Annotated in this window: 17 protein-coding genes; 7 read left to right on the forward strand and 10 right to left on the reverse strand. The window is 71.7% G+C overall.

All coding sequences use genetic code 11. The features are described from left to right. Positions 1 to 70: 70 nt before the first annotated feature. Both ACOZ38_RS32275 and ACOZ38_RS32280 read right to left on the reverse strand, forming a co-directional pair. On the reverse strand, positions 71 to 1399 hold the full coding sequence (locus ACOZ38_RS32275) for a helix-turn-helix domain-containing protein (protein ID WP_424534846.1): 1329 nt from the start codon (positions 1397 to 1399) through the stop codon (positions 71 to 73). Positions 1400 to 1560: 161 nt separating this feature from the next. Further along, a complete protein-coding gene (locus ACOZ38_RS32280) occupies positions 1561 to 3297 on the reverse strand; it encodes a PucR family transcriptional regulator (protein WP_424534847.1) in 1737 nt (578 codons plus the stop codon). Positions 3298 to 3413: 116 nt separating this feature from the next. On the opposite strand from ACOZ38_RS32280, the gene ACOZ38_RS32285 reads away from it, so the two are divergent. Further along, positions 3414 to 5654: a molybdopterin cofactor-binding domain-containing protein gene (locus tag ACOZ38_RS32285; protein ID WP_424534848.1), complete on the forward strand. Its 2241-nt coding sequence runs from the start codon at positions 3414 to 3416 to the stop codon at positions 5652 to 5654. Positions 5655 to 5718: 64 nt separating this feature from the next. On the opposite strand, the gene ACOZ38_RS32290 is transcribed toward ACOZ38_RS32285, so the two are convergent. Then, positions 5719 to 7182: an excalibur calcium-binding domain-containing protein gene (locus ACOZ38_RS32290; protein WP_424534849.1), complete on the reverse strand. Its 1464-nt coding sequence runs from the start codon at positions 7180 to 7182 to the stop codon at positions 5719 to 5721. Between the two features lie 463 nt (positions 7183 to 7645). Between ACOZ38_RS32290 and ald the strand changes: the two genes are divergently transcribed. Beyond that, positions 7646 to 8761 (forward strand): alanine dehydrogenase, encoded by a 1116-nt coding sequence (ald, locus tag ACOZ38_RS32295; protein ID WP_424534850.1) that lies wholly within the window; start codon positions 7646 to 7648, stop codon positions 8759 to 8761. 111 nt (positions 8762 to 8872) lie between these two features. Here the strand turns inward: ald and ACOZ38_RS32300 are convergent, their stop codons facing one another. Continuing rightward, positions 8873 to 9583 (reverse strand): DUF3105 domain-containing protein, encoded by a 711-nt coding sequence (locus ACOZ38_RS32300; RefSeq protein WP_424534851.1) that lies wholly within the window; start codon positions 9581 to 9583, stop codon positions 8873 to 8875. A 120-nt stretch (positions 9584 to 9703) separates the two neighbouring features. Between ACOZ38_RS32300 and ACOZ38_RS32305 the strand changes: the two genes are divergently transcribed. Further along, positions 9704 to 10363, forward strand: a complete 660-nt coding sequence (locus ACOZ38_RS32305) for a DUF305 domain-containing protein (protein ID WP_424534852.1) — start codon at positions 9704 to 9706, stop codon at positions 10361 to 10363. Positions 10364 to 10373: 10 nt separating this feature from the next. Here ACOZ38_RS32305 and ACOZ38_RS32310 read toward each other — a convergent pair whose 3' ends face one another. The 4 genes from ACOZ38_RS32310 to ACOZ38_RS32325 all read right to left on the reverse strand — a co-directional run bounded on the left by ACOZ38_RS32310 (position 10374) and on the right by ACOZ38_RS32325 (position 15199). Continuing rightward, positions 10374 to 11435 carry a threonine aldolase family protein gene (locus tag ACOZ38_RS32310; protein WP_424534853.1) on the reverse strand — a complete coding sequence of 354 codons (1062 nt, stop codon included), beginning with the start codon at positions 11433 to 11435 and terminating at the stop codon, positions 10374 to 10376. Further along, positions 11432 to 12109, reverse strand: a complete 678-nt coding sequence (locus ACOZ38_RS32315; protein ID WP_424534854.1) for an SDR family NAD(P)-dependent oxidoreductase — start codon at positions 12107 to 12109, stop codon at positions 11432 to 11434. Before ACOZ38_RS32315 ends, ACOZ38_RS32310 begins: the two co-directional genes overlap by 4 nt. Next, positions 12106 to 14166 (reverse strand): DUF6421 family protein, encoded by a 2061-nt coding sequence (locus tag ACOZ38_RS32320; RefSeq protein WP_424534855.1) that lies wholly within the window; start codon positions 14164 to 14166, stop codon positions 12106 to 12108. The genes ACOZ38_RS32315 and ACOZ38_RS32320 overlap by 4 nt, the downstream gene beginning before the upstream one ends. Positions 14167 to 14536: 370 nt before the next feature. Then, a complete protein-coding gene (locus ACOZ38_RS32325) occupies positions 14537 to 15199 on the reverse strand; it encodes a response regulator (RefSeq protein WP_405139410.1) in 663 nt (220 codons plus the stop codon). Between the two features lie 333 nt (positions 15200 to 15532). Between ACOZ38_RS32325 and ACOZ38_RS32330 the strand changes: the two genes are divergently transcribed. The 4 genes from ACOZ38_RS32330 to ACOZ38_RS32345 are packed head-to-tail and all read left to right on the forward strand — an operon-like array spanning position 15533 to position 22613. Beyond that, the gene (locus tag ACOZ38_RS32330; RefSeq protein WP_424534856.1) at positions 15533 to 17065 is read left to right on the forward strand and encodes a zinc ribbon domain-containing protein; all 1533 of its coding nucleotides are present in this window, start codon (positions 15533 to 15535) and stop codon (positions 17063 to 17065) included. 17 nt (positions 17066 to 17082) lie between these two features. Further along, positions 17083 to 18750, forward strand: a complete 1668-nt coding sequence (locus ACOZ38_RS32335) for a serine/threonine-protein kinase (protein ID WP_424534857.1) — start codon at positions 17083 to 17085, stop codon at positions 18748 to 18750. A gap of 51 nt (positions 18751 to 18801) precedes the next feature. Then, complete coding sequence (locus ACOZ38_RS32340) at positions 18802 to 20895, forward strand: hydantoinase/oxoprolinase family protein (RefSeq protein ID WP_424534858.1); 2094 nt, start codon at positions 18802 to 18804, stop codon at positions 20893 to 20895. Continuing rightward, complete coding sequence (locus ACOZ38_RS32345; protein ID WP_424534859.1) at positions 20892 to 22613, forward strand: hydantoinase B/oxoprolinase family protein; 1722 nt, start codon at positions 20892 to 20894, stop codon at positions 22611 to 22613. Before ACOZ38_RS32340 ends, ACOZ38_RS32345 begins: the two co-directional genes overlap by 4 nt. Here ACOZ38_RS32345 and ACOZ38_RS32350 read toward each other — a convergent pair. Both ACOZ38_RS32350 and ACOZ38_RS32355 read right to left on the reverse strand, forming a co-directional pair. After that, the gene (locus ACOZ38_RS32350) at positions 22583 to 22996 is read right to left on the reverse strand and encodes a type II toxin-antitoxin system VapC family toxin (protein ID WP_424534860.1); all 414 of its coding nucleotides are present in this window, start codon (positions 22994 to 22996) and stop codon (positions 22583 to 22585) included. The two genes, ACOZ38_RS32345 and ACOZ38_RS32350, sit on opposite strands and share 31 nt — an antisense overlap. After that, positions 22993 to 23241 (reverse strand): hypothetical protein, encoded by a 249-nt coding sequence (locus ACOZ38_RS32355; protein WP_424534861.1) that lies wholly within the window; start codon positions 23239 to 23241, stop codon positions 22993 to 22995. Before ACOZ38_RS32355 ends, ACOZ38_RS32350 begins: the two co-directional genes overlap by 4 nt. Between the last annotated feature and the right edge of the window lie 49 nt (positions 23242 to 23290).

Below are 23290 nucleotides of genomic sequence, written 5' to 3' on the forward strand. Positions count from 1 at the left end.
CTCGACGCGTCCCCGAGCCGTGGAGCCCGGGCGCCTTCCGGGCGGGGGCGGCACGGCTCGGTGAGGTGTCCTACAGGCCGGCGCTGGCGAGCGCCCGGTGGTAGGCGGCCTCGGTGGCCTCGCCGTCGTCAAGCTGCTCCAGGGCCTTGGCCGCGGTCAGCCAGCCCTCCGCCGCCCTGCGCGAGGACGGCACGTGCGCCAGCAGCTCCTCGACCTTGGCCAGCTCGGCCGCGGCCTCCTCAGAGCGGCTCAGCCTGAGCAGGGCGTTGCCGATGACCAGGTGGGCGTCGAGCCGGAGGGTACGGGCTCGCTCGTCCAGAAGGTCCCTGCCGCGGCTGGCGTAGGCGACGGCCTTGGCGGGGTCGCCGAGCACGATCTCGGCCTTGGCCAGCTCGACGGCACAGCGTGCCGTGTCGACCGTGCTCGCCGAGGACTCGGCCAGCTCGCGCTCGACCCGCAGGAACAGGTCGCGGCAGGCTTCGGCCTGCTCAGGACGGACCCGCAGCAGGAGGATGGCGTACGACAGCCGCAGGCGGGCGAGGTTGCGGGGCTCGCCGTTCTCCGACTGCACCGCGAGTGCCCGCTCGGTCAGGGCCAGGGCCTCCTCGCCGCGGCCGGTCTGCTCGGCGACGACGGCGGCGTTCCAGCAGGCCGCGACGGTGGCGCGGGGAGTGCCGAGCATCTCGGCCGCCGCCAGCAGCTCGGCGGCGAACTGGCGCGCCCTCAGCAGGTCGCCGCGCACGATGTAGGCGCCGAGCAGGGTCGCGCCCAGCTCGACGAGGTCGTCGTTCCACGCCGGCCTGCGCAGCCCGAGAAGCATCTCCTCACCGACACGGACGGCCGGGCCGAGGTCGCCGCGCTCGCGGTAGCACCGGGACAGCGCGACCGCGACGGCGACCGCCTGGTCGGGGGGCAGCGTCTCCCCGCTCGACTCGCTGAGCCGCGACAGGACGCTGATCGCCTCGTCGAGTTCGCCGCACGCCTCGCTGGCGAGCGCGTAGCCGTACTCGGCCTGCTGCCGCAGGGAGGCGAGACCCGCGAGGCTGCCGTCACCGAGCAGCTCGGCGTAGCGGCGGCGGGCCTCGGCGACCTCGCCGTTGTCCAGGGCGAGGGCGGCGTAACGGAGGCCGAGTTCCAAATCCTGCATCTGCTCGGCGGTGACCCCGTTGATCAGATAAGTTAGGGAACACTCGAGCTTCGCCGCCAGCAGTTCCAGAACGGCCGCAGTCGGCGTACGCTTGCCGCTCTCGATAAGTGATACATAGCTATCGGACAATTCAGGGTGTGCCAACTGCGCCTGCGATAGACCACGCTGGCGGCGAATCGTCTTGATTCGCTGACCTACCAGATCTTGACCAGTCACCAGCACCCCTTGATGATGTAATCCCACGACAGACACTATCGACGGGAGTTTGCCATGCGTCGCCGCCGGCTCGCCTTGTCTGCCCTAACTGTCCTGTTCGCGGCCACTTTGGGCCTCGCAGGTCATGCTACGGCCGCAACCGCTACCGCGTCTTCCCTTATGAAGGTCCAAGACTCGTTGTGCTGCTGATTTGTGACTCAACCGGCACGTAGAGCGAGAAAGAGGTCGACCCTGTCCTCCATTGCGGACAGGTCTCGGCCGGTCAGCTCCTCTACACGCCGGATGCGGTAGCGCACTGTGTTCACATGCACGTGCATTTGCTCCGCGCACGCGTTCCACGACCCGGCACAGTCGAGGAAGGTCCCGAGCGTGCGGACCAACTCCGACTGATGCCTGCGGTCGTAGGCGAAGAGCGGGGCCAGCACGCGATCCGCGAAGGATCTGCGCACGTTGTCGGGAACCGTGGCCAGCAAGAGAACATGTGTGTAGATCTCATCGCTGGTCACCACCCCTCCCCCGCGTGCTTCCGCCATGCGCCGCGCGTGGCCCGCTTCCTCGGCGCCACCGCGGATGGCTCCGGGGCCGATCAGGCCTGCGCTCACACCGACTGACACTCTCGTCCTCGGCAGGGCCGCCTGAAGTGTCGCCACCCTGCCCCCCAACAGGTCGAGAAGCGCTTGCACGCTACGCTGCACTTGCGATCGAGTTTGCACTTGCACGTTACTCCGCACGCGCGCCGTGGTCCAGGGGACGTTTCCGGCACTGATCCCGGTTTCCGGCACCGCCCCTGACTCCTTTCCGGCCCGGCTCCCGCCCGTTCGCCCGGCCTCCTTTCCGCCCGGTTTTTCGGCCTCGTTTACGGCCCCGCCGATATTCGCCTTTCGAGGCTGGTCTTCCGGCGCCTCGATCAGCGGGACCAGCGCGACCGCTCCGTCCGCCCCCGCGGCGGCGACCACCCTGCGGTCCAGCAGCTCCTCGATCACCTGGCCGCCGAGCACGGCGGGGTCGGGCCCCTCGGTGGCGCCGGGCCGGGTGACGGTCGCCGTCACCACCGCGTACGGACGCGTGGCGTCGATCCCGCACGTGCGCAGCCGCGCGGCCACCTCGGCGGGGTCGGCCTCGCCGGAGCAGGCGAGCGCGATCAACTCCTCGGCGAGGCGCCGCTCGACCCTGCGGCCCTCCTCGGCGCGGCCGCGCTCCAGCGCCACGCAGGCCGCGAGCTCGAAGCCGGTGTCCGCGTCGGCGAGCAGGTCGGCGTCGCAGACCAGCGCCCACCCCGCCGCCCGGTGCGCCCGGTCGACCCCGAACAGCGTGAACGGCCCCTGCGGGGTCGTCACCAGATGGGGCAGCCGCGTGGCCGACAGGTACTCCCGCGCGAGCCGTACGGGGAGGTCTCCTTCGAGCCGTCCCGCGATGACCGTGCCCGTCGAGGAGATCACGGCGCCGTTGACGCCCAGCTCCTCGGCCGTCAGTGCGAAGAGCTCGTCCAGGCCCGCGCCGTCGGCCACGGCGGCGACGATCCGGCGGTGCCGGCCGAGAGCGCCGCGCAGGTCCACGGCCCTGGCCCCGGCCAGGCGGGTCTCCACCAGCTCGCTGAGCGTGCGGAAGGACACCTCGGTCGGCACGTCCAGCAGGGGGAGGTCGTGCTCGCGGCACGCCTCCACCACGTCGTCCGGCACGACGCCCAGCCAGGCCCTGCCCGCGCCCAGCGCCGCCACCTTCGCGGCGGCGAGGATCTCGACGAACCGCCGGGAGTCCTCGGGGTCCCTGCGCCACATCAGCCCCGTGAGCACCAGCTCTCCCCCGGACAGGTAGCGTCCCGGATCGGGCAGGTCGGTGATGTGCACGCCGGTGAACCGCCGGTCCGCATGCTCGGGATCCGACAGCAGGCCGAGCCCGAGCTGGTCCATCGCGAGCAGTTCTCGTATACGCACAGTCCCAGGCTATCCGCGCGTCTTTGGACGAACCTACAAGTCCTGTCCCGGGCCCGCCGCGGCGTTTCGCGGGTGCGCCTATTGGCGGCCCTGAGCTGGGCTGATGTACTGCCCGTGTGACCCATACCGCGAGCAGCCAGAGCCAGGGCCTGGGGCAGGGGGTCGGGGCGAGCGTGACCCGCCCGGACGGCAACCTGAAGGTGACCGGAGAGTTCGCCTACTCCTCCGACCTCTACCTGGCGGACATGCTGTGGGGCGCGACTCTGCGCAGCCCTCACCCGTCCGCGTGGATCAGGTCGGTCGACGTCGGCGCCGCGCTCGCCATGCCGGGCGTGTACGCCGTGCTGACCCACGAGGACGTCCCCGGCGAGCGGTTCTACGGCCTGGAGCACAAGGATCAGCCCGTCCTCGCCATCGACCAGGTGCGCTACCAGGGGGAGGCCGTCGCGATCGTGGCGGCGGACCACCCCGAGACCGCCCGGCGGGCGGCGGCGGCGATCGTGGTCGAGTACGAGTTGCGCGAGGCGGTCACCGACACACACCGCGCCCTGTTCGACCCTGAATGCCCGAAGGTCCAGCCGGGCGGCAACCTCGTACGCCACCAGCCGGTGCGGGTCGGCCGCGAGCCCTTCGCCGGCATGGCAGAGGTCGTGGTCACCGGGGACTACGAGGTGGGGATGCAGGACCAGGCGTTCCTCGGCCCCGAGTCCGGCCTCGCCGTGCCCTCGGAGGACGGCGGCATCGACCTCTACATCGCGACGCAGTGGCTGCACGTCGACCAGGACCAGCTCGCCCCCTGCCTCGGCCTGCCCAAGGAGAAGGTGCGGCTGACGCTGGCCGGGGTCGGCGGGGCGTTCGGCGCCCGCGAGGACCTTTCGATGCAGATCCACGCCAGCATGCTGGCCCTGCGCACCGGCAGGCCGGTCAAGATGGTCTACGGCCGCGAGGAGTCGTTCTTCGGCCACGTCCACCGGCACCCCGCCCGCATGCGGTACGAGCACGGCGCCACCCGCGAGGGCAAGCTCGTCTACGTCAGGGCCGAGATCGTCCTCGACGGGGGCGCGTACTGCTCGTCCTCCCCCGCCGTGGTCGGCAACGCCGCGTCCCTCGGCGTCGGGCCGTACGAGGTGGACACCGTCTGGATCGACGCCTACGGCGCGTACACCAACAACCCGCCCTGCGGGGCGATGCGCGGCTTCGGCGCCGTGCAGGCCTGCTACGCCTACGAGTCCCAGATGGACAGGCTGGCGGAGGCGTGCGGCATCGACCCGATCGAGGTGCGGGTGCTCAATGCCGTCTCCCAGGGGTCACGGCTGGCCACGGGCCAGGTGATCGAGTCGCCCGCGCCGCTCGCCGGCATGCTGCGCGAGCTGGCCGCCATGCCGCTGCCGGACTCCTCCCGCTCCCCCGACCTGCGCTCCCTGCCGGGCGGGGTCGCCCAGACCACCCACGGCGAGGGTGTACGGCGGGGCGTGGGGTACGGGGTGGGCATCAAGAACATCTGCTTCTCCGAGGGCTTCGACGACTACTCGACGGCCAGGGTCAAGGTCGAGCTGCTCGGCGGCGAGGCGCACGTGCTGGTGCACACGGCCGCCGCCGAGGTCGGGCAGGGCCTGATCATGGTCAAGACGCAGATCGCCCGCACCGAGCTCGGCATCGACCGGGTGACCGTCGCCCCGGCCGACACCTCGGTGGGCTCGGCGGGCTCCAGCTCGGCCTCCCGCCAGTCGTACGTCACCGGGGGCGCCGTCAAGACCGCGTGCGAGGCCGTGCGCGAGCGGCTGGACAAGCTGCGCGCGGAGAACCCGGGGCTCACGCTCGAAGACCTGCTCGAGAGGTTCGGGCCGGTGGAGGAGACCCGCGAGTACCGGCACCGGCCGACCTACCCGATGGACCCGCTCACCGGGCAGGGGGACTCCCACACCCAGCTCGCGCTGTGCGTCCACCGCGCCGTGGTGGACGTGGACGTCGACCTCGGCCTGGTCAAGGTGGTCGAGCTCGCCGCCGTGCAGGACGTGGGCAGGATCCTCAACCCCCTCGCGCTCGAAGGGCAGATCCACGGCGGTTCCGCGCAGGGGCTCGGGCTCGCCCTCATGGAGGAGATCCAGGTCAGGGATGGCAGGGTGCTCAACCCGTCGTTCACCGACTACCTGATCCCGACGATCCTCGACATGCCGCCGATGAGGCTGTCGATCCTGGAGAACCCCGACCCCGACTCGCCGTACGGCCTGCGGGGCGCCGGCGAGCCGCCCACGCTCTCCTCCACCCCGGCCGTGGCCGCCGCCGTGCGCGCCGCCACCGGTCTCCCGCTGACCCGGGTCCCCATCCGCCCCCACGACATCGCCCTGGCGGAGTAGCCCCGTCGCCTGGTTCCCGCTCGGCGTTCCCGGTCGGCGTTCCCGGTCGGCGTGAGGATGTCCCCTAGGTGATGTCGCCGCGTTCGCAGGCGACGCCGTCGTGGTCGCCGTCGACGTACCAGCCGTACTCCACGTGGACGCCCTTGGTGTAGGGGCCGTAGTTCGCCGCGTGCGCCTGCTTGCAGCTCGCGAAGCGCGGGTCCGGAGTGCGCTTGCTCATGGTCGTGGAGCCGGTCGCGTTGGTCTGCGGCACCCCGGCGTTGCGGGCGGACGGCGAGGTCTGGGTTCCGGCGGCGGGCGTGTGGGTCGCGGACGGGGGCGCCAGCGGTACGGACCCCGGCTGGGACGCGGACGCGCTGGGCGCACCCGTGCCGGCTCCCGTCGGAGCTCCGGTGCCGGTGCCGGTTCCGGTTCCGGTGGGTGTTCCCGCACCCGGCGGGCAGGTGGAGGTACCGCCGGGCGGAACGTTGCCGTCGGTGCCCGCCGGGCCGGTCGGGTTGACCGGGTTGACCGGGTTGACCGGGTCGGTGGGGCCGGTGGGCTGGGTGGTGCCGTCCGCGGGAGGGCAGGTGGAGGTCTGGGCGGGGGTCTCGGGGGACGGCCCTGAGGTGCCGGTCACCGGGCCGCCCGATCCGAGCAGGCGGGACATCAGCGCGTCGGCCGTCTCCTTGGTGAGCCCCGCGATGCTGAGGCTGTCCTGGGTGATCGCCTGCGCGACCCTCGGGGCGGTGACGACCTTGTCGTCGACCACGACGGCGAGAAGCTGGTTGAGCGCGTCCTTGGTCAGGTCGGCCAGTTCCTTGCGGCTCTCGGGAGCCAGCACGACGCGCACGGAGTACGTGCCGTCCTTGTCGGCGACCGTCGTCACCTTCACGACCGAGTGGACGGTGACCCCGGGGTCCACCTGGTAGCAGGTCGTGCCCGCGTCGTCGAGCACCGCCTCCGCGCCCGGGCACGGAGCGGCCCGCGTGCCGACGACCGGGGCGAAGTGGATGGGGGTGGCGAGGCGGCGAGGCGGCGCCGCGCCGAGCGGGAGGCCGGGTTCCCGCGTCATCAGCACGGCGATCGTGCCGAGGACTCCCGTGACGAGGACCACGACGAAGAGCCCGGCGATCAGGGCGATGGTCGTGGAACGCGCGGCGCGCGGCGGCCCGCTCGGACCGGCCGGGCCTCCGGGCGTGCCGGGACCACCGGGGCCGGGGGGCGGCCCCTCCGGGCCGATCGGCGGCTGACCGGGACCGATGGGCGGCTCGGCCGGCGGCTCGTCCGAACCGAGCGGGGGCGTCACGGAACCCACCGGCGGCTCGTCCGGGCCGAAAGCAGGCCGGTCGGCAGCGGTGAGCGGCTCGTCCCGGGTGAGTGGGGGCTCGTCCCGGGTGAGCGGAGGCTCGTCCCGGGTGAGCGGAGGCTCGTCCCGGGTGAGCGGAGGCTCGTCCCGGGTGAGCGGAGGCTCGTCCCGGGTGAGCGGAGGCTCGTCCGGCTGGGAGGGCACGCGGGCCATGATGAGCGTCGGCTCGTCTTCGAGCACGGCAGGAATATCCGGCGGCGCCTCGGGCGGACCACTGTGATCGTCCGTCGCCGGATGGTTACGCATCCTCACCCCTGTGCCTGACATCGCTCGGGCGAGCCTACCGAGCCTCGCGTGATCGAGCTAACCGCAGGGTGAAGACCCGGCGGGGAGTTCTAGGCTGTAGATGTCCTGACAATTTCCCGTACAACAGGACAAATCATCCCACCTGCTCCAGGGTCCGAGCACCGCGGGGAACGCAGGCGAGATCGGGCACCGGCCCTGGCACCGCGCCGGGGGAACCAAGCCGGTCGAGGCGTGGAGAGGCCGCCCGGCCGGAGGTCACAGCAGGCAAGGGTCGCCGAGCACCCGGACCGAAAGGGAGCCGGAAGCGCGCACAGCCCGGGTCGTAGTGAGCCGGGGGCGGTCGGGGGCAGTCCGTATGGCATGGCAGAGGGCCGCCCCTGGGTCGAAGGAGGATTTCATGAAGGTCGGAATACCCCGAGAGGTGAAGGACCACGAGCACCGCGTCGCTCTCACCCCCGCCGGAGCCAACGAGCTGGCCCGTCACGGCCACCAGGTGTTCGTCGAGCGCGGGGCGGGCGCGGGATCCTCCATCCCCGACGACGACTTCCGCGCGGCGGGCGCGACGATCCTCGCGTCCGCCGAGGAGGTCTGGCGCGAGGGCGACCTGATCCTGAAGGTCAAGGAGCCGATCGCCTCGGAGTACCCCCTCATGCGCGAGGGACAGATCCTCTTCACCTACCTGCACCTCGCCGCCTCGCGGAAGCTGACCCTGGCGATGATGGAGTCCGGGGTCACCGGCATCGCGTACGAGACCGTGCAGACGGAGAACGGGGCACTGCCCCTGCTCGCGCCGATGTCGGAGGTGGCGGGACGCCTCGCGCCGCAGGTGGGCGCCTACCACCTGATGCGGCAGGGCGGCGGCAGGGGCGTACTCATGGGCGGAGTCCCCGGGGTGCACCCGGCCAAGGTCGTGGTGCTCGGGGCGGGGGTGACGGGCATGAACGCCACGACGATCGCGCTCGGGATGCAGGCGGAGGTCCTGCTCCTGGACAAGAACATCGACAGGCTGCGCCAGGCCGACATGATCTACCGGGGGCATCTCCAGACCGTCGCGTCCAACACCTACGAGATCGAGCGCGCCGTCCTCGGCGCCGACCTCGTGATCGGCGCCGTGCTCATCCCCGGCGCCAAGGCGCCCAAGCTCGTCTCGAACGAGCTGGTCTCCCGGATGAAGGAAGGGTCGGTGCTGGTGGACATCTCGATCGACCAGGGCGGGGCGTTCGAGGACTCCCGGCCCACCACCCATGCCCATCCGACCTACCGGGTGCACAACTCGGTGTTCTACTGCGTGGCCAACATGCCGGGGGCCGTGCCGCACACCTCGACGTACGCGCTGACCAACGTCACCCTGCCGTACGCCCTGGCGATCGCCGACAAGGGATGGCGGCAGGCCCTGCTGGAGGACCCGGCGCTGGCGCTCGGGCTGAACACCCACGGAGGCACGCTCACCAGCCGCCCCGTCGGCGACGCCCACGGCCTCGCGTCGGTGGACCCGGAGGAGATCATCCGCTGAGACCCGGGCCGGCTCAGCGGGATCCGGCTCAGCGGGAGCCGAGCCGGCGGTCCGCCGTACGGCCGCTCACGACCGGGGGTCGCGGGGCCGTACGGCAGGGAGATCAGCCGGTCAGGAGGACGGCGTGGCGCTGGGAGCCATGCTCGGCTCCGGCGTCGCCGCACCGCTCGGCGCCGGGGACGGCGTCGTCGTCGGCAGCGGGTTGTCGGAGGCGACCGCGTCCGTGCTGCCCTGGCCCGTGCAGGTCGCGCCGTACTCGGGGGTGGTCTGCGGGTTCTGCTTGTACTTGGTGATGTACCTGGCCAGGCGCGGGTCGTCGGCGCCCTTGAGCGGGAGCTGGTGGTTCCAGGAGCTGACCACGACGGGCGCCGTGAGGCCGGGGAACGGGCTGAGGAGCAGGTAATCGGAGGTGACGAGCGCCTTCAGCTTGTCGACGTCCGCCTTGGGGAGGTCAGGCCGGTAGGTGATCCACACCGAGCCGTGCTCCATGGAGTGCACGCCGTTCTCGCTGTTGATCGGCTGGTCGTAGACCCCGCACTGCTGCCACTGGGGGTTGTGCTCGCCGCCGACCGGCGGGGTCTCCTTGTAGTTGACCTTGATCGGCGTGTGCTGCGAGCCCTTGTAGCTGAACGTCTTGACCCCGTCCAGCGCCGACTGGGACCGCTCCTGGATCACGTAGAAGCCGACCAGGCCGACCAGCAGGACGATGACGAAGGCCCCCGCTCCCCACATGAGCATGGCGGTGCGCCGCTCTTTGCGTTTCTGCGCGGCACGCAGCTGGGCGAGGTGCTCCCGCCGTGCCTGCGTCCTCTCCTTGGCCATCAGTCCTCCAACGGCTGTTCATGACCCTGAATGCTCAAGCTTCGTTACTTATGTGGAGGATAGTGGGTAGGTAATAACGTTTGCGTCTAACGCCCAAGGCAATCACTCTCCTGGCTGGCAATGATCACCTCACGAACTCGCCTGGTACTCGTCGCGCTGGTCTCCTGCGTGGCCACCGCCGTCGCAATGCTCTTGATCACCGGACGGTCGGCTCCTCCTGGAGACGCCTCCCCCGAGGCGGGGTTCTCGCGGGACATGGCAGTCCACCACGCCCAGGCGGTCGAGATGAGCTTCGCCGTGCGCGACGGGAGCACGGACTCCGCCATCCGGTCGCTGGCGTACGACATCATCACCACCCAGACGGCCCAGCGCGGCGTCTTCATGGGGTGGCTCCAGCAGTGGGGCCTCAACCAGGCGACCGACCGGCCGGCGATGGCCTGGATGGCCGGTCACGGCGGGCACGGAGCGACGACCGGCGCGCAGGGAGCGGCCCCGGCGACCGGCGGGCCGGCCGCGATGCCCGGCATGGCCTCCGGCGAGGAGATGAAGCGCCTCCAGGCCGCCAAGGGCAAGGACGCCGAGACCCTCTTCCTCCAGCTCATGATCCGCCACCACGAGGGCGGCGTGCAGATGGCGAAGGCCCTGCTGAAGCTGTCGAACCGCCCGGAGGTGCGGGGCATGGCGCAGAACATCGTGGACACGCAGGACAGCGAGATCCAGTACATGACCGGCCTGCTGAAGGACCGCGGCGCGCAGCCGTACCCGTCGATCCTCAAGTAGGCCCGGCGCCTCAGGCCTGGGCCATCTCCTCGGCGATCGCGGCGGCGAAGGCGTCCACGTCCGCCTCGGTGGTGTCGAAGGCGGTCATCCAGCGGACCTCGCCCGTGGCCTCGTTCCAGGTGTAGAACCTGAACCGCTTGCGCACCCTCTCCGCCACATCGGGGGGCAGGATGGCGAAGACCGCGTTGGCCTCGACCGCCCTGGTCAGCGTCACTCCCGGGATGTCGCGCACGGCCGCCGCGAGGCGCGCGGCCATGGCGTTGGCGTTCCTCGCGTTGCGCAGCCACAGGTCGCCGGCGAGCAGCGCCTCGAACTGCACCGCCACGAACCGCATCTTCGAGGCGAGCTGCATCGCGCTCTTCCTCAGGTAGATCAGCCCCCGCACGGCGGCGGGGTTGAGCACGACGATGGCCTCGCCGAACATCAGCCCGCTCTTGGTGCCGCCGAAGGAGAGCACGTCCACGCCCGCGTCGGTGGTCAGCGCCCGCAGCGGCACGTCCAGGGCCGCCGCGGCGTTGATCAGGCGCGACCCGTCGAGGTGCAGCAGCATCCCGAGCTCGCGGCAGTGGGCGCCGATCGCGCTGATCTCCTCGGGCGTGTAGAGCGTGCCCAGCTCGGTGCTCTGGGAGATCGAGACCACCCGGGGCTGGGCGCGGTGCTCGTCGCCGAAGCCCCACGCCTGCCGGTCGATCAGGCCGGGGGTGAGCTTGCCGTCGGGCGTGGGCACGCTCATCAGCTTGAGCCCGGCGCTCTGCTCGGGCGCCCCGCCCTCGTCGGTGTTGATGTGCGCGCTCTCGGCGCAGACGACGGCCTCCCACGGCGCGGTCATCGCACGCAGGCCGACGACGTTGGCGCCGGTGCCGTTGAACACCGGCCACGCCTCGGCCACCGGGCCGAAGTGCCGCCTGAAGACCTCCTGGAGGGCCTCGGTGTAGACGTCCTCGCCGTAGGCGACCTGGTGGCCGCCGTTGGCCAGGGCCAGCGCCTCGAGGATCTCGGGGTGCACGCCCGCGTAGTTGTCGCTGGCGAACCCCTTGACCGAGGGGTCGTGGTGCCGTCGTGCCTGGGTCACGTGGTGAGGTCCAATCGGGTGCCGTTGACCTCGCCGGCCGGCCGGTCCCACAGACCGGCGACGGCCTCGGCGAGGTCGTTCACGTCGGTGAAGCCGGGGAACCTCCGCTCCGGGCTCGCCGCGCGCATGTCGTCGTTGACCAGGGCCTTGATGACCAGGATCGTCGCGGCGCTCTCGGTGCCGCGCAGCGCGTCGGCGAGCGCCAGAGTCCACGCCTCGGCGGCGGCCTTGGCGGCGGCGTAGGCGGCGTTCCCCTGGGTGGGCTCCTGGGCGGCCTTCGCGGAGACGATGGCGAACCGGCCGCCGTCGCTCTCGCGCAGCGCCGGCTCGAACGCCAGCGAGACGTTCTGCAGGGTGCGGATGAGCTGCTCGTGCAGGATGTCCCAGTCGGCGAGGTCGGTCTCCGCGAAGGTCTTGGACCCCCGCCAGCCGCCGACCAGGTGAACGACCCCGTCGACCCGCCCGTGCTCCTCCTGGATCTTGCGGGCTAGCTCGCGCACGGCCTTCGGGTCGGTGAGATCGGCCGCGATCACGCCGTCGGCCTCGTGCCTGCCGACCCCGATCACGGTGTCGCCGCGAGCGGCCAGGCGCGCCGCGACGGCCCGGCCCGTGGGACCGCCCGCCCCCGCGACGACGACCGTACGGGGCTGGTGGGTGGGGTTGGGGTTGCTCACGCGCGGATTCCCTTCGTGGCCTCGATCACGCCGGAAAGCTTACGACGCAGGGCCTCGTAGAACATGCTCAGGGGGAACTCGTCGGGCAGGACCGCGTCGACCACGGCCTTCGGGAAGCCCTCGACGGGAAGCGCGTCCGCGCCGCGGTTCCACACCGAGGAGGGGTGCGGAGCGACGTAGGCGGCGACGAGCTGGTGGGCGGCGAGCCAGTGCGCCAGCTTGGAGCGGTCGATGCCGTCGCGGTAGAGCTTCTCGACCTCGCCGCGCAGGTCGGCGACGCAGCCGGCGACCCGGTCCCAGTCGATGCTGAGCCGGTTGTCGGTCCAGCGGACGACGTCGTTGCGGTGCAGGTAGGCGAACAGGAGCTGGCCGCCGAGGCCGTCGTAGTTGCGCACCCGCTCGCCGGTGATCGGGAACCGGAACAGCCGGTCGAACAGGATCGCGAACTGCACGTAACGGGCGTGCGGCACGCCTTCCTTCTCCAGCTTGACCGCCTCGCCGAACGCCGTCAGGTCGCAGCGCAGCTCCTCCAGGGAGTACAGCCAGTACGGCATGCGCTGCTTGATCATGAAGGGGTCGAACGGCAGGTCGCCGTGGCTGTGGGTGCGGTCGTGCACGAGGTCCCACAGGACGAAGGTGTCCTGGGCCAGCTCCTGGCTTTCGAGCAGGCGCCCGGCGTCCGCCGGGAGTGCCAGCTTGAGCGTGTCGGCGGCGGCGCGGCTGACGCTGCGGAAGCGGGCGGCCTCACGGTCGCAGAAGATGCCGCCCCAGCTGAACCTCGGCGGGGTCTCGCGCACCGCGACGGTCTCGGGGAAGAGCACCGCGCAGTTGGTGTCGTAACCGGCGGTGAAGTCCACGAAGGCGATCGGCACGAACATCGGGTTGTCGTAGCGCCCGCTCTCCAGGTGGGCGAGCCACTCGGGCCACACCGTGCGGATCCAGACCGCCTCCAGGTTGCGGTTCGGGTTGCCGTTCTGGGTGTACATCGGGAAGACGACCAGGTGCTCCAGCCCGTCGACGCGCTGGGTGTCGGGGTGGAAGGCGTTCAGCGAGTCGAGGAAGTCGGGCACCCCGTAGCCGGCGGCCTGCCACTTGCGCAGGTCGGCGACCACGGTGGCGAGGTACCGCTCGTCGTGCGGGAAGCGCGGCGCGAGCTTCTCGATGCCCGCCACGACGCGCTCGACGATGGGGGCGGCGGCCTCGGCGTCCGCCACGGACCCGTCCTTGGCCGTGAGCGGGCGCAGCTCCTCGACGGCGGCCTTGAGCTCGGCGAAGCCGTCGTCGGCCTCGCTCGCGCCCGTGGCGCCCACCGGGACGCGGGCGGCCCAGGTCACGACGTTGCCCCAGAGGCGGGCGTGCCGGAGATCGTGGATGGAGTCGTCGCCGAACAGGTCGGAGTCGGCGAACACCACCACCCGTCCGCGGCCGTGACGCAGGGCGACCGCCAGCGCGCGGCGCGGAAGGTCGGCGGCGGGCGAGGTCTCGAACAGGACGGTCGCGCCCGCGGGCGGGTTCAGCACGCCCGCGCGGTAGAAGCACGCCTCACGCGCGCCGGCCGTCAGGTCCTCTCCCTCGGCCGGTACGTGGGTGCCGAGCACCCAGGTCGCCACGCCGTTGTAGGAGTTGCCCGGGTCCTGGACGGTGGCGTGCTCGATGCCCACGCCGAACCGGGCCAGCAGCTCGGCCAGGTTGTTGCCGTACTTCTCCTGCTCGCACTCGGCGAGCACGATCAGGCCGCCGCCGTCCGCGACGTACTCCTCGATGGCGTCGAGCTCCTCCACCGGCAGGATCGGGCTGCCGAGCCCGGTGGTGCGCTCCCAGCGGTCGGCGGAGGGATGGGCGACGACGAAGACGTCGTGGGCGGCGAGCACGGCGGGCGTGATCGGGCCCTCGGTGTGGGCGGCGACGGTGTGCCCGAGGTGCCGGAGGGTCTCCGCGGCGCCGGCGTAGCTGTTGTCGTCGGGGTGCGCCGGGTTGATCGCCTCGGCGACCGCACGGCGGATCGTCCATGACTCGTTGTGCGCCTCGTCGAACAGCACCCTCGGGAAAGCCCTCATACCGCCCCACCCCTCCAATAGCGAAATTTCTCCAGGATCATCCGGTTATGTACGGAAAATATACATGCATGACCCCCTCTTGCGGGAAACCCGTAGCGCGCATGACGTCCCCGGTCCGGGTACGGCCGCTCCCCGTACCGGTCGCGGAACGGCCCCGCTACGGGACTCGCGCCGGGGGACCCGGTACGGGGTCCGCGCCGGATCCGATGTGGCAGGGGCTGTCCCGCGCATGAGGTTCCACCGGGCGGCGGAGTGCGGGTCACCCGCTGGAGGGACGATGTGCGTGATGTCACACGCGTACCGTCCTAGGCGACGGCGACGGCGACGGGAGACCTGGAGGGCGGAGGTGTCGGGAATGCCGGGATTCGTACTATGCGGTCTCGACGCCGGGGCGCACGACTCCGGACTCGTACGCGAACACGACCGCCTGAGCGCGGTCGCGCAGGCGCAGCTTCATCAGGACGCGGGCCACATGGGTCTTGACCGTGGCCTCCCCGACGAACAGCTCGGTCGCGATCTCGGCGTTGGTGAGGCCGCGGGCGAGGCTGCGCAGGACCTCCAGCTCCCTTGGGGTCAGCTCCGCGAGCTGCGGGGGCCTGACGGGCTCGTGCCTGCCGGCGAAGGACGCGATCACGCGGGTGGTGACGGCGGGGTCGAGCAGGGCGTCCCCCGCGTGGACCACCTTGATCGCCTCGACGAGCTGCTCGGGCGGCGACACCTTGAGCAGGAACCCGCTGGTGCCGGTACGGAGCGCGGCGTAGAGGTTCTCGTCGGTGTCGAAGGTCGTCAGCATGACGATCTTCGGGGGGTTCGGGGTGTCGAGGAGCTTGCGCGCGGCGGTCAGGCCGTCCATCCTCGGCATCGAGATGTCCATCAGCACGACGTCGGGCAGGAGGCGGCGGGCCACGCTGACGGCCTCCACCCCGTCGGCGGCCTCCCCCACGACCTCCATGCCCGGCTCGCACTCCACGACCAGGCGGAGCCCGGCGCGCACCATGGACTGGTCGTCGGCGACGACGATGCGGATGGTCATGAGAGGTCTCCTCGGCAGATCGGAACGCGCACTCGGGCCCGGAACGGCACGACGGTGAAAGGAGCGCAGGAATTCGGCGCCCCGAAGTGCCGATAAAGGTGGGTGAATACCGCCATAGCCTGGAGGTTAATGTTCAATCGGGGTCCGCGGCACGGCCAATGCCACGCCCCCAAGTCGCCTGCAAGTGGCCTCCAAGTCCGATCAAGATCGATAACTCCTGTCGCAGGTCGTTCAAGGACCGATTGCAAGTCCATGACGGCCGTCGCCTACGCCTTGAATGGCGGTGCCCGCACTGCGACTCTGGATTTACCCGATCCGGAACAGGAGGCGGAGATGCCCCGCCTGCACCACCTCTTAGCGGGGTTAAGCGCTCTCGGATCGCTCACCCTCGGCATTCACCCCCACCCGAGCGGCTCGACCGACCGGGTCACACCTGGAACGGTCCGTGTCGAGGCGCGGGCCCATGTGGCCGTCACCCTGTTCGACGACCGGGGTGTGATCCAGAACCGCGACCGCGAGTACGACATCCCCGTCGGCGAGGGCAGCGGGTTCAACGTCGCCCCAGAAGGCGTCATCGTGACCGCCACCGGCGTGGTCCAGTCGAGCAAGGACCCGGCCGTCTACGCGGCCAACCGGGTCTTCGCCGAGTACTTCAAGGTCAAGATCCCGGCCGACTTCTCCCGGCACAAGCTGAAGGACCCCGAGCTCAACGCCCGCCTCCAGGCCTGCTACCCGCCGAGGCAGCAGAACGCCACCTGCATCTTCACGCTCGCCACCAAGGTCACGGTGTTCCCGTACGCCGACCCGCCCGCGCCCGAGGGCTATCCCGCGGACCTCCTGCGCACCGGCACCTCGCCGTCCGCGCCCGCCGTGCTCAAGATCAGCAAGGGCGGCGAGGACTCGACGTTCCCGACGGTGCCCCTCGCCACGTCGCTGGGCAGCGGCATCGAGTCCACCGACGTCGTCGGGCTGCCCACCCGGCCGAGCGCCAAGGCGCCGCCGAAGGTCGAGACCGCCCACCTCGACCCGCCCGGCGGGCGCACCTTCAAGCCCGCCGAGCGCGCCAAGCTCAGCGCCTTCCTCTCCAACGACGGCGACGGCGCCGCGGTGATCGACGACGGCAAGAGCGAGGTCATCGGGCTCGTGACCGGCGGCGGCGACGCGCCGGAGACGCTGACCCCCGTGGAGGACATCCGCGAGGCGCTCGTCGCGGCCAACCTCACCGCCCGCCGCGGGCCCGTAGACGTGCTGTACGAGACCGCGCTCGGGTCGTACCACAACAAGTTCTACGCCAACGCGATACCCGTGCTGGAACAGGTGCTGCGGGTGCGTCCCGACCACGCCGTCGCCCAGGACCACCTGCGCGTCGCCCGGGCCAACCGCGGCGCCCCGCCCGCCTCCGGCCAGGCAAGGCCGCAGCCCGTCAAGAGCGCCACATCCCTGTCGCCGCTGCTGCTGACCGCCATCGGCGTGGTGGCCGTCTGCGTGCTGATCGCGGTGGCCGTGCCGCTGACGCTGCGGCGGCGCCGACGGGCGGAGGGGGCACCGGGCGAGACCCCGCCCGAACCGCTCGCGGCCGTCTCCACCTGGCCGCCCCAGGGCACCCAGACGATGGAGGCCGGGCCCCCGGAGGGCTCCTTCCCCGCGTACCGCCAGGCGTCGAAGCCGGGCACGGGCCCCTCGCCCGTCGCCGTGGCTCCCGGGGCGGGTCCCGCCCCGGCCGGTGCCGCCGGTTCCGCGGTCGCCGGGCACGGCGCGAACGCCGCCGGCCACGGCGGGCAGGTGCAGTTCTGCACGCAGTGCGGCATGCGTCTCGGCAAGGCGCACCGCTTCTGCGGCTTCTGCGGGCACCCGGCGGACCAATGAGCGACCAGGGATTCTCGATGCCTCCACTGATCGGCGCCCAGGTGGGGGACTACCTCGTCGAGGCGGTCGTCGGGCGCGGCGGCATGGCGACGGTCTACCGCGCCCGCGACCACCGCCTCGGCCGCGCGGTCGCGCTCAAGGTGCTGGCCCCGCAACTCTCGCAGGACCAGCGCTTCCGCGACCGGTTCGTACGCGAGTCGCGACTGGTGGCCGGCATCGACCACCCCAACATCATCCCCATCTACGAGGCGGGCGAGAGCGACGACCTGCTGTTCATCGCCATGCGATACGTCGAGGGCGCCGACCTGCGCAAGCTCATCCAGGCGAGCGGGCCGATGCCGGTGGCCCGCGCCTACCGCCTGTTCTCGCAGATCGCGTCGGCGCTGGACTCCGCCCACCAGCACGGCCTGGTGCACCGCGACGTGAAGCCGGCGAACATCCTGGTCGCCGAGGGGTCCGACCGCGACCCCGAGCACATCTACCTCACCGACTTCGGGCTGACCAAGAGCACCTACTCCGAGGCCGGGCTGACCAGCCACGGCCACTTCATGGGCACGCCGCGCTACGTGGCGCCCGAGCAGATCCGCGGGCTGCCCGTGGACGGCCGGAGCGACCTGTACGCGTTCGCGTGCGTGGTGTACGAGGCTCTGAGCGGGCTTCCGCCGTTCCAGCGGGACACCGAACTGGCCCTCCTCTACGCGCACGTCTCCCACGAGCCGCCGCCGCTGACCCCGTACCGGCCCGACCTCCCGCACGCCGTGAACCAGGTGATGTCGCGGGCGCTCGCCAAGACCCCGGACGACAGGTTCTCCACCTGCGGGCAGTTCGTGGCCGCACTCAGGGACGCGATCAGCGGCGAGGACCGGCACCCGAGCCCGCCCGAGGGCCGCGCGGCCTGGTCGGCGCCCCCGGCGACCTCGTCTCCCTCCCTGCGCGCCATGGACGCCATGGAGTCCATGCGGCCCACCGCGTCGATCCGCTCGCTGGAGACCGCAGGGCCGTCCGGGCCGTCCGGCCAGGGCGGGCCGCTGACCAGGCCGGGCATGGGGCGGCCCGCCAAGAAGCGGCGCCTGCCCGTGGGCGTGCTCATCGGGGCGGGAGCCGTGCTGGTCTCCCTGGCGGTCGCCGCGACACTGCTGGTCAGCCAGGGGCCGGGCCCCGTGGGGTCCAAGCGCTACCCCGGCACCACGGCCGCGCCGCTCTCCTTCGATTACCCCGGCGGCTGGGAGGCCCGCACGCACGCCGACGAGTACGTCATCCTGTCCCCGGCGGCGGCCGAGTTCGACACGCTGTTCTCCGTGCCCATCGCCTCTGACTGGACCGCCGTCAACGGCCTGCTCACCACCCATCCCGAGCAGGCGACCGGCATCTTCACCGAGGTCAACGACGCCATCACCACCTCCGACACGCCCGAGACGCTGAAGCGCAGCCTCAGCTTCGTGCTGCCGGGACCGGCCGACTTCGCCTCGGCGCCGACCACGGCGACGGTGGCGGGCAAGCCCGCGTTCAAGCTGACCGGCGTGGTGAACGACCCCGCGCAGCAGGGGCGCCTGGACCTGGTCGTCTACATCGTCGGGCGGGGCCAGGGGCAGCCCGTGGCGCTGATCGCCTTCTTCTGCCCGCCGGCGAAGTGCGACCAGACGATGATCGACGGCGTCCTCGGGAGCGTTCAGTTCACTTCCTGACCGGCGGCATCTTGATAGACAAGCGCTTGCTCGGGTAATAGTGTGCGGCTCGTGAGCTATGCCATCGGGGTCGATGTCGGGGGCACCTTCACCGACGTGGTCGTCAGCGGGCGCACGGTGACCGTGGCGAAGGTCCTGAGCACGCACGACGACCCCACCGAGGGGATACTCGACGGCATCGCCCTCGCCCTCGGCCGCGCGGGCGTGCCCCCGGCGTCGGTCACCAGGGTGGTCCACGCCACCACGCTGGCCACCAACGCCGTGCTCGAACGCACGGGGGTGCGGGTCGCGTACGTGACCACGCGCGGGTTCCGGAGCGCGGTCCCCCTCGGCCGCTACGCGCGGGTCGAGGAGGACCGCTACGACCTGCGCTTCGACCCGCCACCGCCACCGGTCGCGCCGGAGGACTGCTTCGAGGTCCCCGAGCGCGTCGGCCCGCGCGGCGAGACGCTGGAGGAGCTGGACGAGGACGCGGCCCGGGAGGTGGCGGCCGAGATCGCCGGGCGCGGCATCACGTCGGTCGCGGTCTGCCTGCTGCACTCCTACGCCGACCCCCGCCACGAGGCCCGGGTCGCCGCGATCCTGCGCGAGGCGCTGCCCGCGGGGTCCACCGTGGTCACCTCGTCGGAGGTGTGGCCGGAGATCCGGGAGTACGAGCGGGCCACGACCACGATCATGTCCGCCTACGTCGGGCCGGTGATGGCCCGCTACCTCCGGCGGCTGCGCGAGCGGCTCCGCGCCGTGGGCGTCACCGCGCCCGTCCACGTGATGGAGTCGGGCGGCGGCGTCATGTCTGCCGAGCTGGCGGCGCGCAGGGCCGTCGCCACGATCGAGTCCGGCCCGGCCGCCGGGGTGCTCGCGGCGTCCCTGACCGGGTACCCCGACGTCATCTCCTTCGACATGGGCGGCACCACGGCCAAGACCTGCGTCGTCAGGAACGGCAGGCCGGAGATCACCCACGAGTTCCACGTCGGCGGCAAGGGCAGCTTCGGCGGCAGGCGGGCCGGCACCGGCGTCCCGATCAAGACGCCCGCGATCGACCTGGCCGAGGTGGGCGCGGGGGGCGGGAGCATCGCCTGGGTGGACTCCGCCGGGGCGCTCAGGGTGGGCCCCCGGTCGGCGGGCTCCGAGCCCGGCCCGGCCTGCTACGGCCTGGGCGGCGGCGAGCCCACCGTGACCGACGCCGACCTGGTGCTCGGATACCTCGATCCATCGTCCCTGGGCTCGCTGCCGCTCTCCCCCGAACTGGCCGAGAAGGCCGTCGACCAGAGGCTGGCCTGGCCGCTCGGGGTCTCCCGCGCCGAAGCCGCGCACGCGGTGCACGAGATCGCCAACGCGGCGATGGGCTCCGCCGTGCACGTCGTCACCGTGCAGCGCGGCATCGACCCGCGCGGCTTCGTCATGGTCGCCTTCGGCGGCGCGGGGCCGATGCACGCGGCCCGGGTCGCGGAGCGGTTCGGCATCGACACGGTGGTCGTGCCGCCGTACTGCGGGGTCGGGTCGGCGGCCGGGCTGCTGGCCGGCGACCTGTCCACCGACCGGGTGCTGTCCCGGCTCGGGGCCGGTGACCCGTCGGCGGTCTTCGGCGAGCTGGCGGCGGGGGCGGCGGCGGACCTGGGGCTCGAACTCGACTCCCCTGGCGTGACGGTGGAGCGCTCGGCCGATGTGCGGTTCGCCGGGCAGGCGCATGACCTGACGGTGCCGTGGAGCGACTCGCCCGACGAGCTCGCTGCCCGATTTTTCGCGAAATATAAGCAGGTGTATGGCATCACTCAGCGAGGGCCGGTCGAGGTGGTGAGCTACCGCGTCCGCCTGACCCAGCGGGCCGCCGCCCCGCCCTCCATCCCGCCCTCCGTCCCGCCCTCCGTCCCGCCCTCCATCCCGCCCTCCGCGCGGGACGGCGCGGGCGCCGGGCCCGGCGGCCGTACGGGCGGCGAGGGGCGGGCCAGGCTCGCCTGGTTCCCGGAGAGCGGCGGCTTCACCACCACGCCCGTACTCACCCGCGACCACCTGCGCGGCGCACCGGGCCGGGCGACGTACGGCCCGGTGATCATCGAGGACGCCGAGGCGACCATCGTCGTGCCGCCCGGCTGGACCGCCGCCCTCTCCCCCGCCGGGGCCGTCATCCTGGAGCGTGGCCGTTGACCGAGTCGCTCACGGCCGAGGTGCTGAGGAACGCGCTGGTGGTGGCCGCCGAGGAGGCCAGCATCGTGGTGGTGCGGTCGGCCTACTCGACGTTCATCGTGGAGGGGTCGGACGCCTCGGCCGCGATCCTCGACGCCGAGGGCCGGCTCGTCGCGCAGTCGATGGCCACCACGCTGATGAACAGCATGGCCCTGAAGGTGGCGCTCCCCGAACTGCTCGACGACATCCCCGCCCAGACCATGCGGCCCGGCGACGTGTACGCGCTGAACGACGCCTACCGGGGCGGGGTGCACACCAACGACCTGCTGGTCTACCGTCCGGTGTTCGTGGACGCGCGGCCGGCGTACTTCACGGCCACGATGATCCACGTCTCCGACCTCGGGGGCCTGTCGGCCGGCGGCATGGCACCGCTCGCCACCGACATCTTCCTAGAAGGGCTGCAACTGCCTCCCGTGCGGCTGGCCACCGCCTCCGGGCCCGAACCGGCGATCGAGGCGATCCTGCGGGCCAACAGCCGTACGCCGGACAAGGTCATGGGCGACGTCCGCGCGCTCGTCGCGGGCACCGCCGTGGCCGCCACCCGGCTGGAGGCGCTGCTGGTCGAGCACGGCCCCGGCAGGCTGGCCTCGGGCATCGACGCCTACTTCGACTACACCGAGACCCGCACCCGTGCGGCTCTCGCCGAACTGCCCGCGGGGAGCCATGTCTCGTCCTACGCCATCGACGACGACGGCATCGACCTCTCCCGCTCGCACACCGTCCGCGTGACCGTCACCGTGCCGCCCGCCGGGGCGCCGGCGGCGCACGACGCACCCGGCGTCGTCCTGGACTTCGAGGGGACCGATCCTCAGGTGCCCGCCGCGATCAACTCCTCGTCCTCGCAGTCGCTGGCCGCGGCGGTGTTCGCGGTGCGGTGCTTCCTCGACCCGGCGATCCCGATGAACGAGGGCTGCCTGCGCGCGATCGACGTGCGCCTGCCGCCCGGGTCGCTGCTCAACGCCCACTCCCCCTACCCGTGCGGCGGGCGTTTCGTACCGATCTACGCGGCCATGGAGGCGATCTTCCAGGCGCTCTCTGACGCGATGCCGGATCGGGCGATCGCCGCCTCAGGCATCCTGCAACCCTTCAGCATCGCGGCGTGCGCCGCGCCGTACTGGATCCACCTCTCGTACGACTTCGGCGGGGTGGGGGCCAGGGCCGGCAAGGACGGGCCGGACGCGACCGGCGTCCACTTCGGCATCGGGCGCAACTCGGTGCCGCAAATCGAGCCGGTGGAGTCCCGCTGCCCGCTGATCGTGGAGTCGGTCGAGACCATCCCCGACTCGGGCGGGCCCGGGCGCTGGCGTGGCGGCCTCGGTTCGAGGACGGTGTTCCGCTTCCTCGCCGACGCCCATGTCACCACGCGCGGCGACCGGTTGCGCAACGCCCCGCCCGGCAGAGCGGGCGGCCTGCCCGGCCGGCTCGGCGGCTTCTTCAGGCGCCACCTGGACGGCACCGTCGAACGGCTGAACTCCAAGGTCAACAACGTGCGCTTCGGGGCCGGCGAGGCGCTGATCGTCGAGACGACGGGCGGCGGCGGCATCGGCTCCCCCGCCGACCGCCCCGCCCCCGAAATCCTCCTCGACCTCACCACCGGCAAAATAACCCCCACCACCGCCCAATCCACCTACGGCCTGCTACCGCCGGTTCATGGAAGAAGATCGAACGCCGGTACATGACGTGGCCGCACCACGCTGAAATGCCGGTGATCCAGGGTCGCCACCTCACGTAGCCCCAGCCGTTCAGCCACCGCGACTACAGCTGCGTCAACGACGCCGAGCGGCAGATCCGCATACGTTCGGACCAGCTCGGCGATACGCGGCAGATCGCTGTCGACAACGTCCAACAACGTCAACTGACCGGTGACGATCGAGTCGATGAATGCCGCCTCGGCACGGGCGCCCCGATACTTCTCGGTCAGCCAGCACACCTCGACCATGACGGGCATGGGAACGAGAAGAGGCCCAGGAGCGGTTTCCAGGAACTCGGCGCAACGATGGTGACTTTTGTCGTCGGCGTCGAGCGCGGCCACCAGCGGGCCGGTATCGAGGAGAGTCGTCACAGAGGACGATCTAACCCCTTACGAAGGATCTCTTCATGCCGTTCGGCAAGATCTCCGACACCGGAATTCATGGTGCCTATGAAGGACAGCCGACGGCGCCTGGGCTGCCGCCCGGACTCGAGCCGCTCGGCATCCTCGTTCGACTTGACCAGGCGAAGCGCGACCGCGCGCAATTGTTGCGCTTGGTCCGGCCTGAGTTGGTCGACCAATGCGTGCAAATCTTGGTAATTGGGCGCTGCGGTCACGCCTCAAGTGTACGTTGCCGGCCCTCTGGCAGTCAGTGACCTCGTCAAT

It is taken from the genome of Sphaerisporangium viridialbum, from assembly GCF_049674955.1.
Lineage (GTDB): Bacteria > Actinomycetota > Actinomycetes > Streptosporangiales > Streptosporangiaceae > Sphaerisporangium > Sphaerisporangium viridialbum.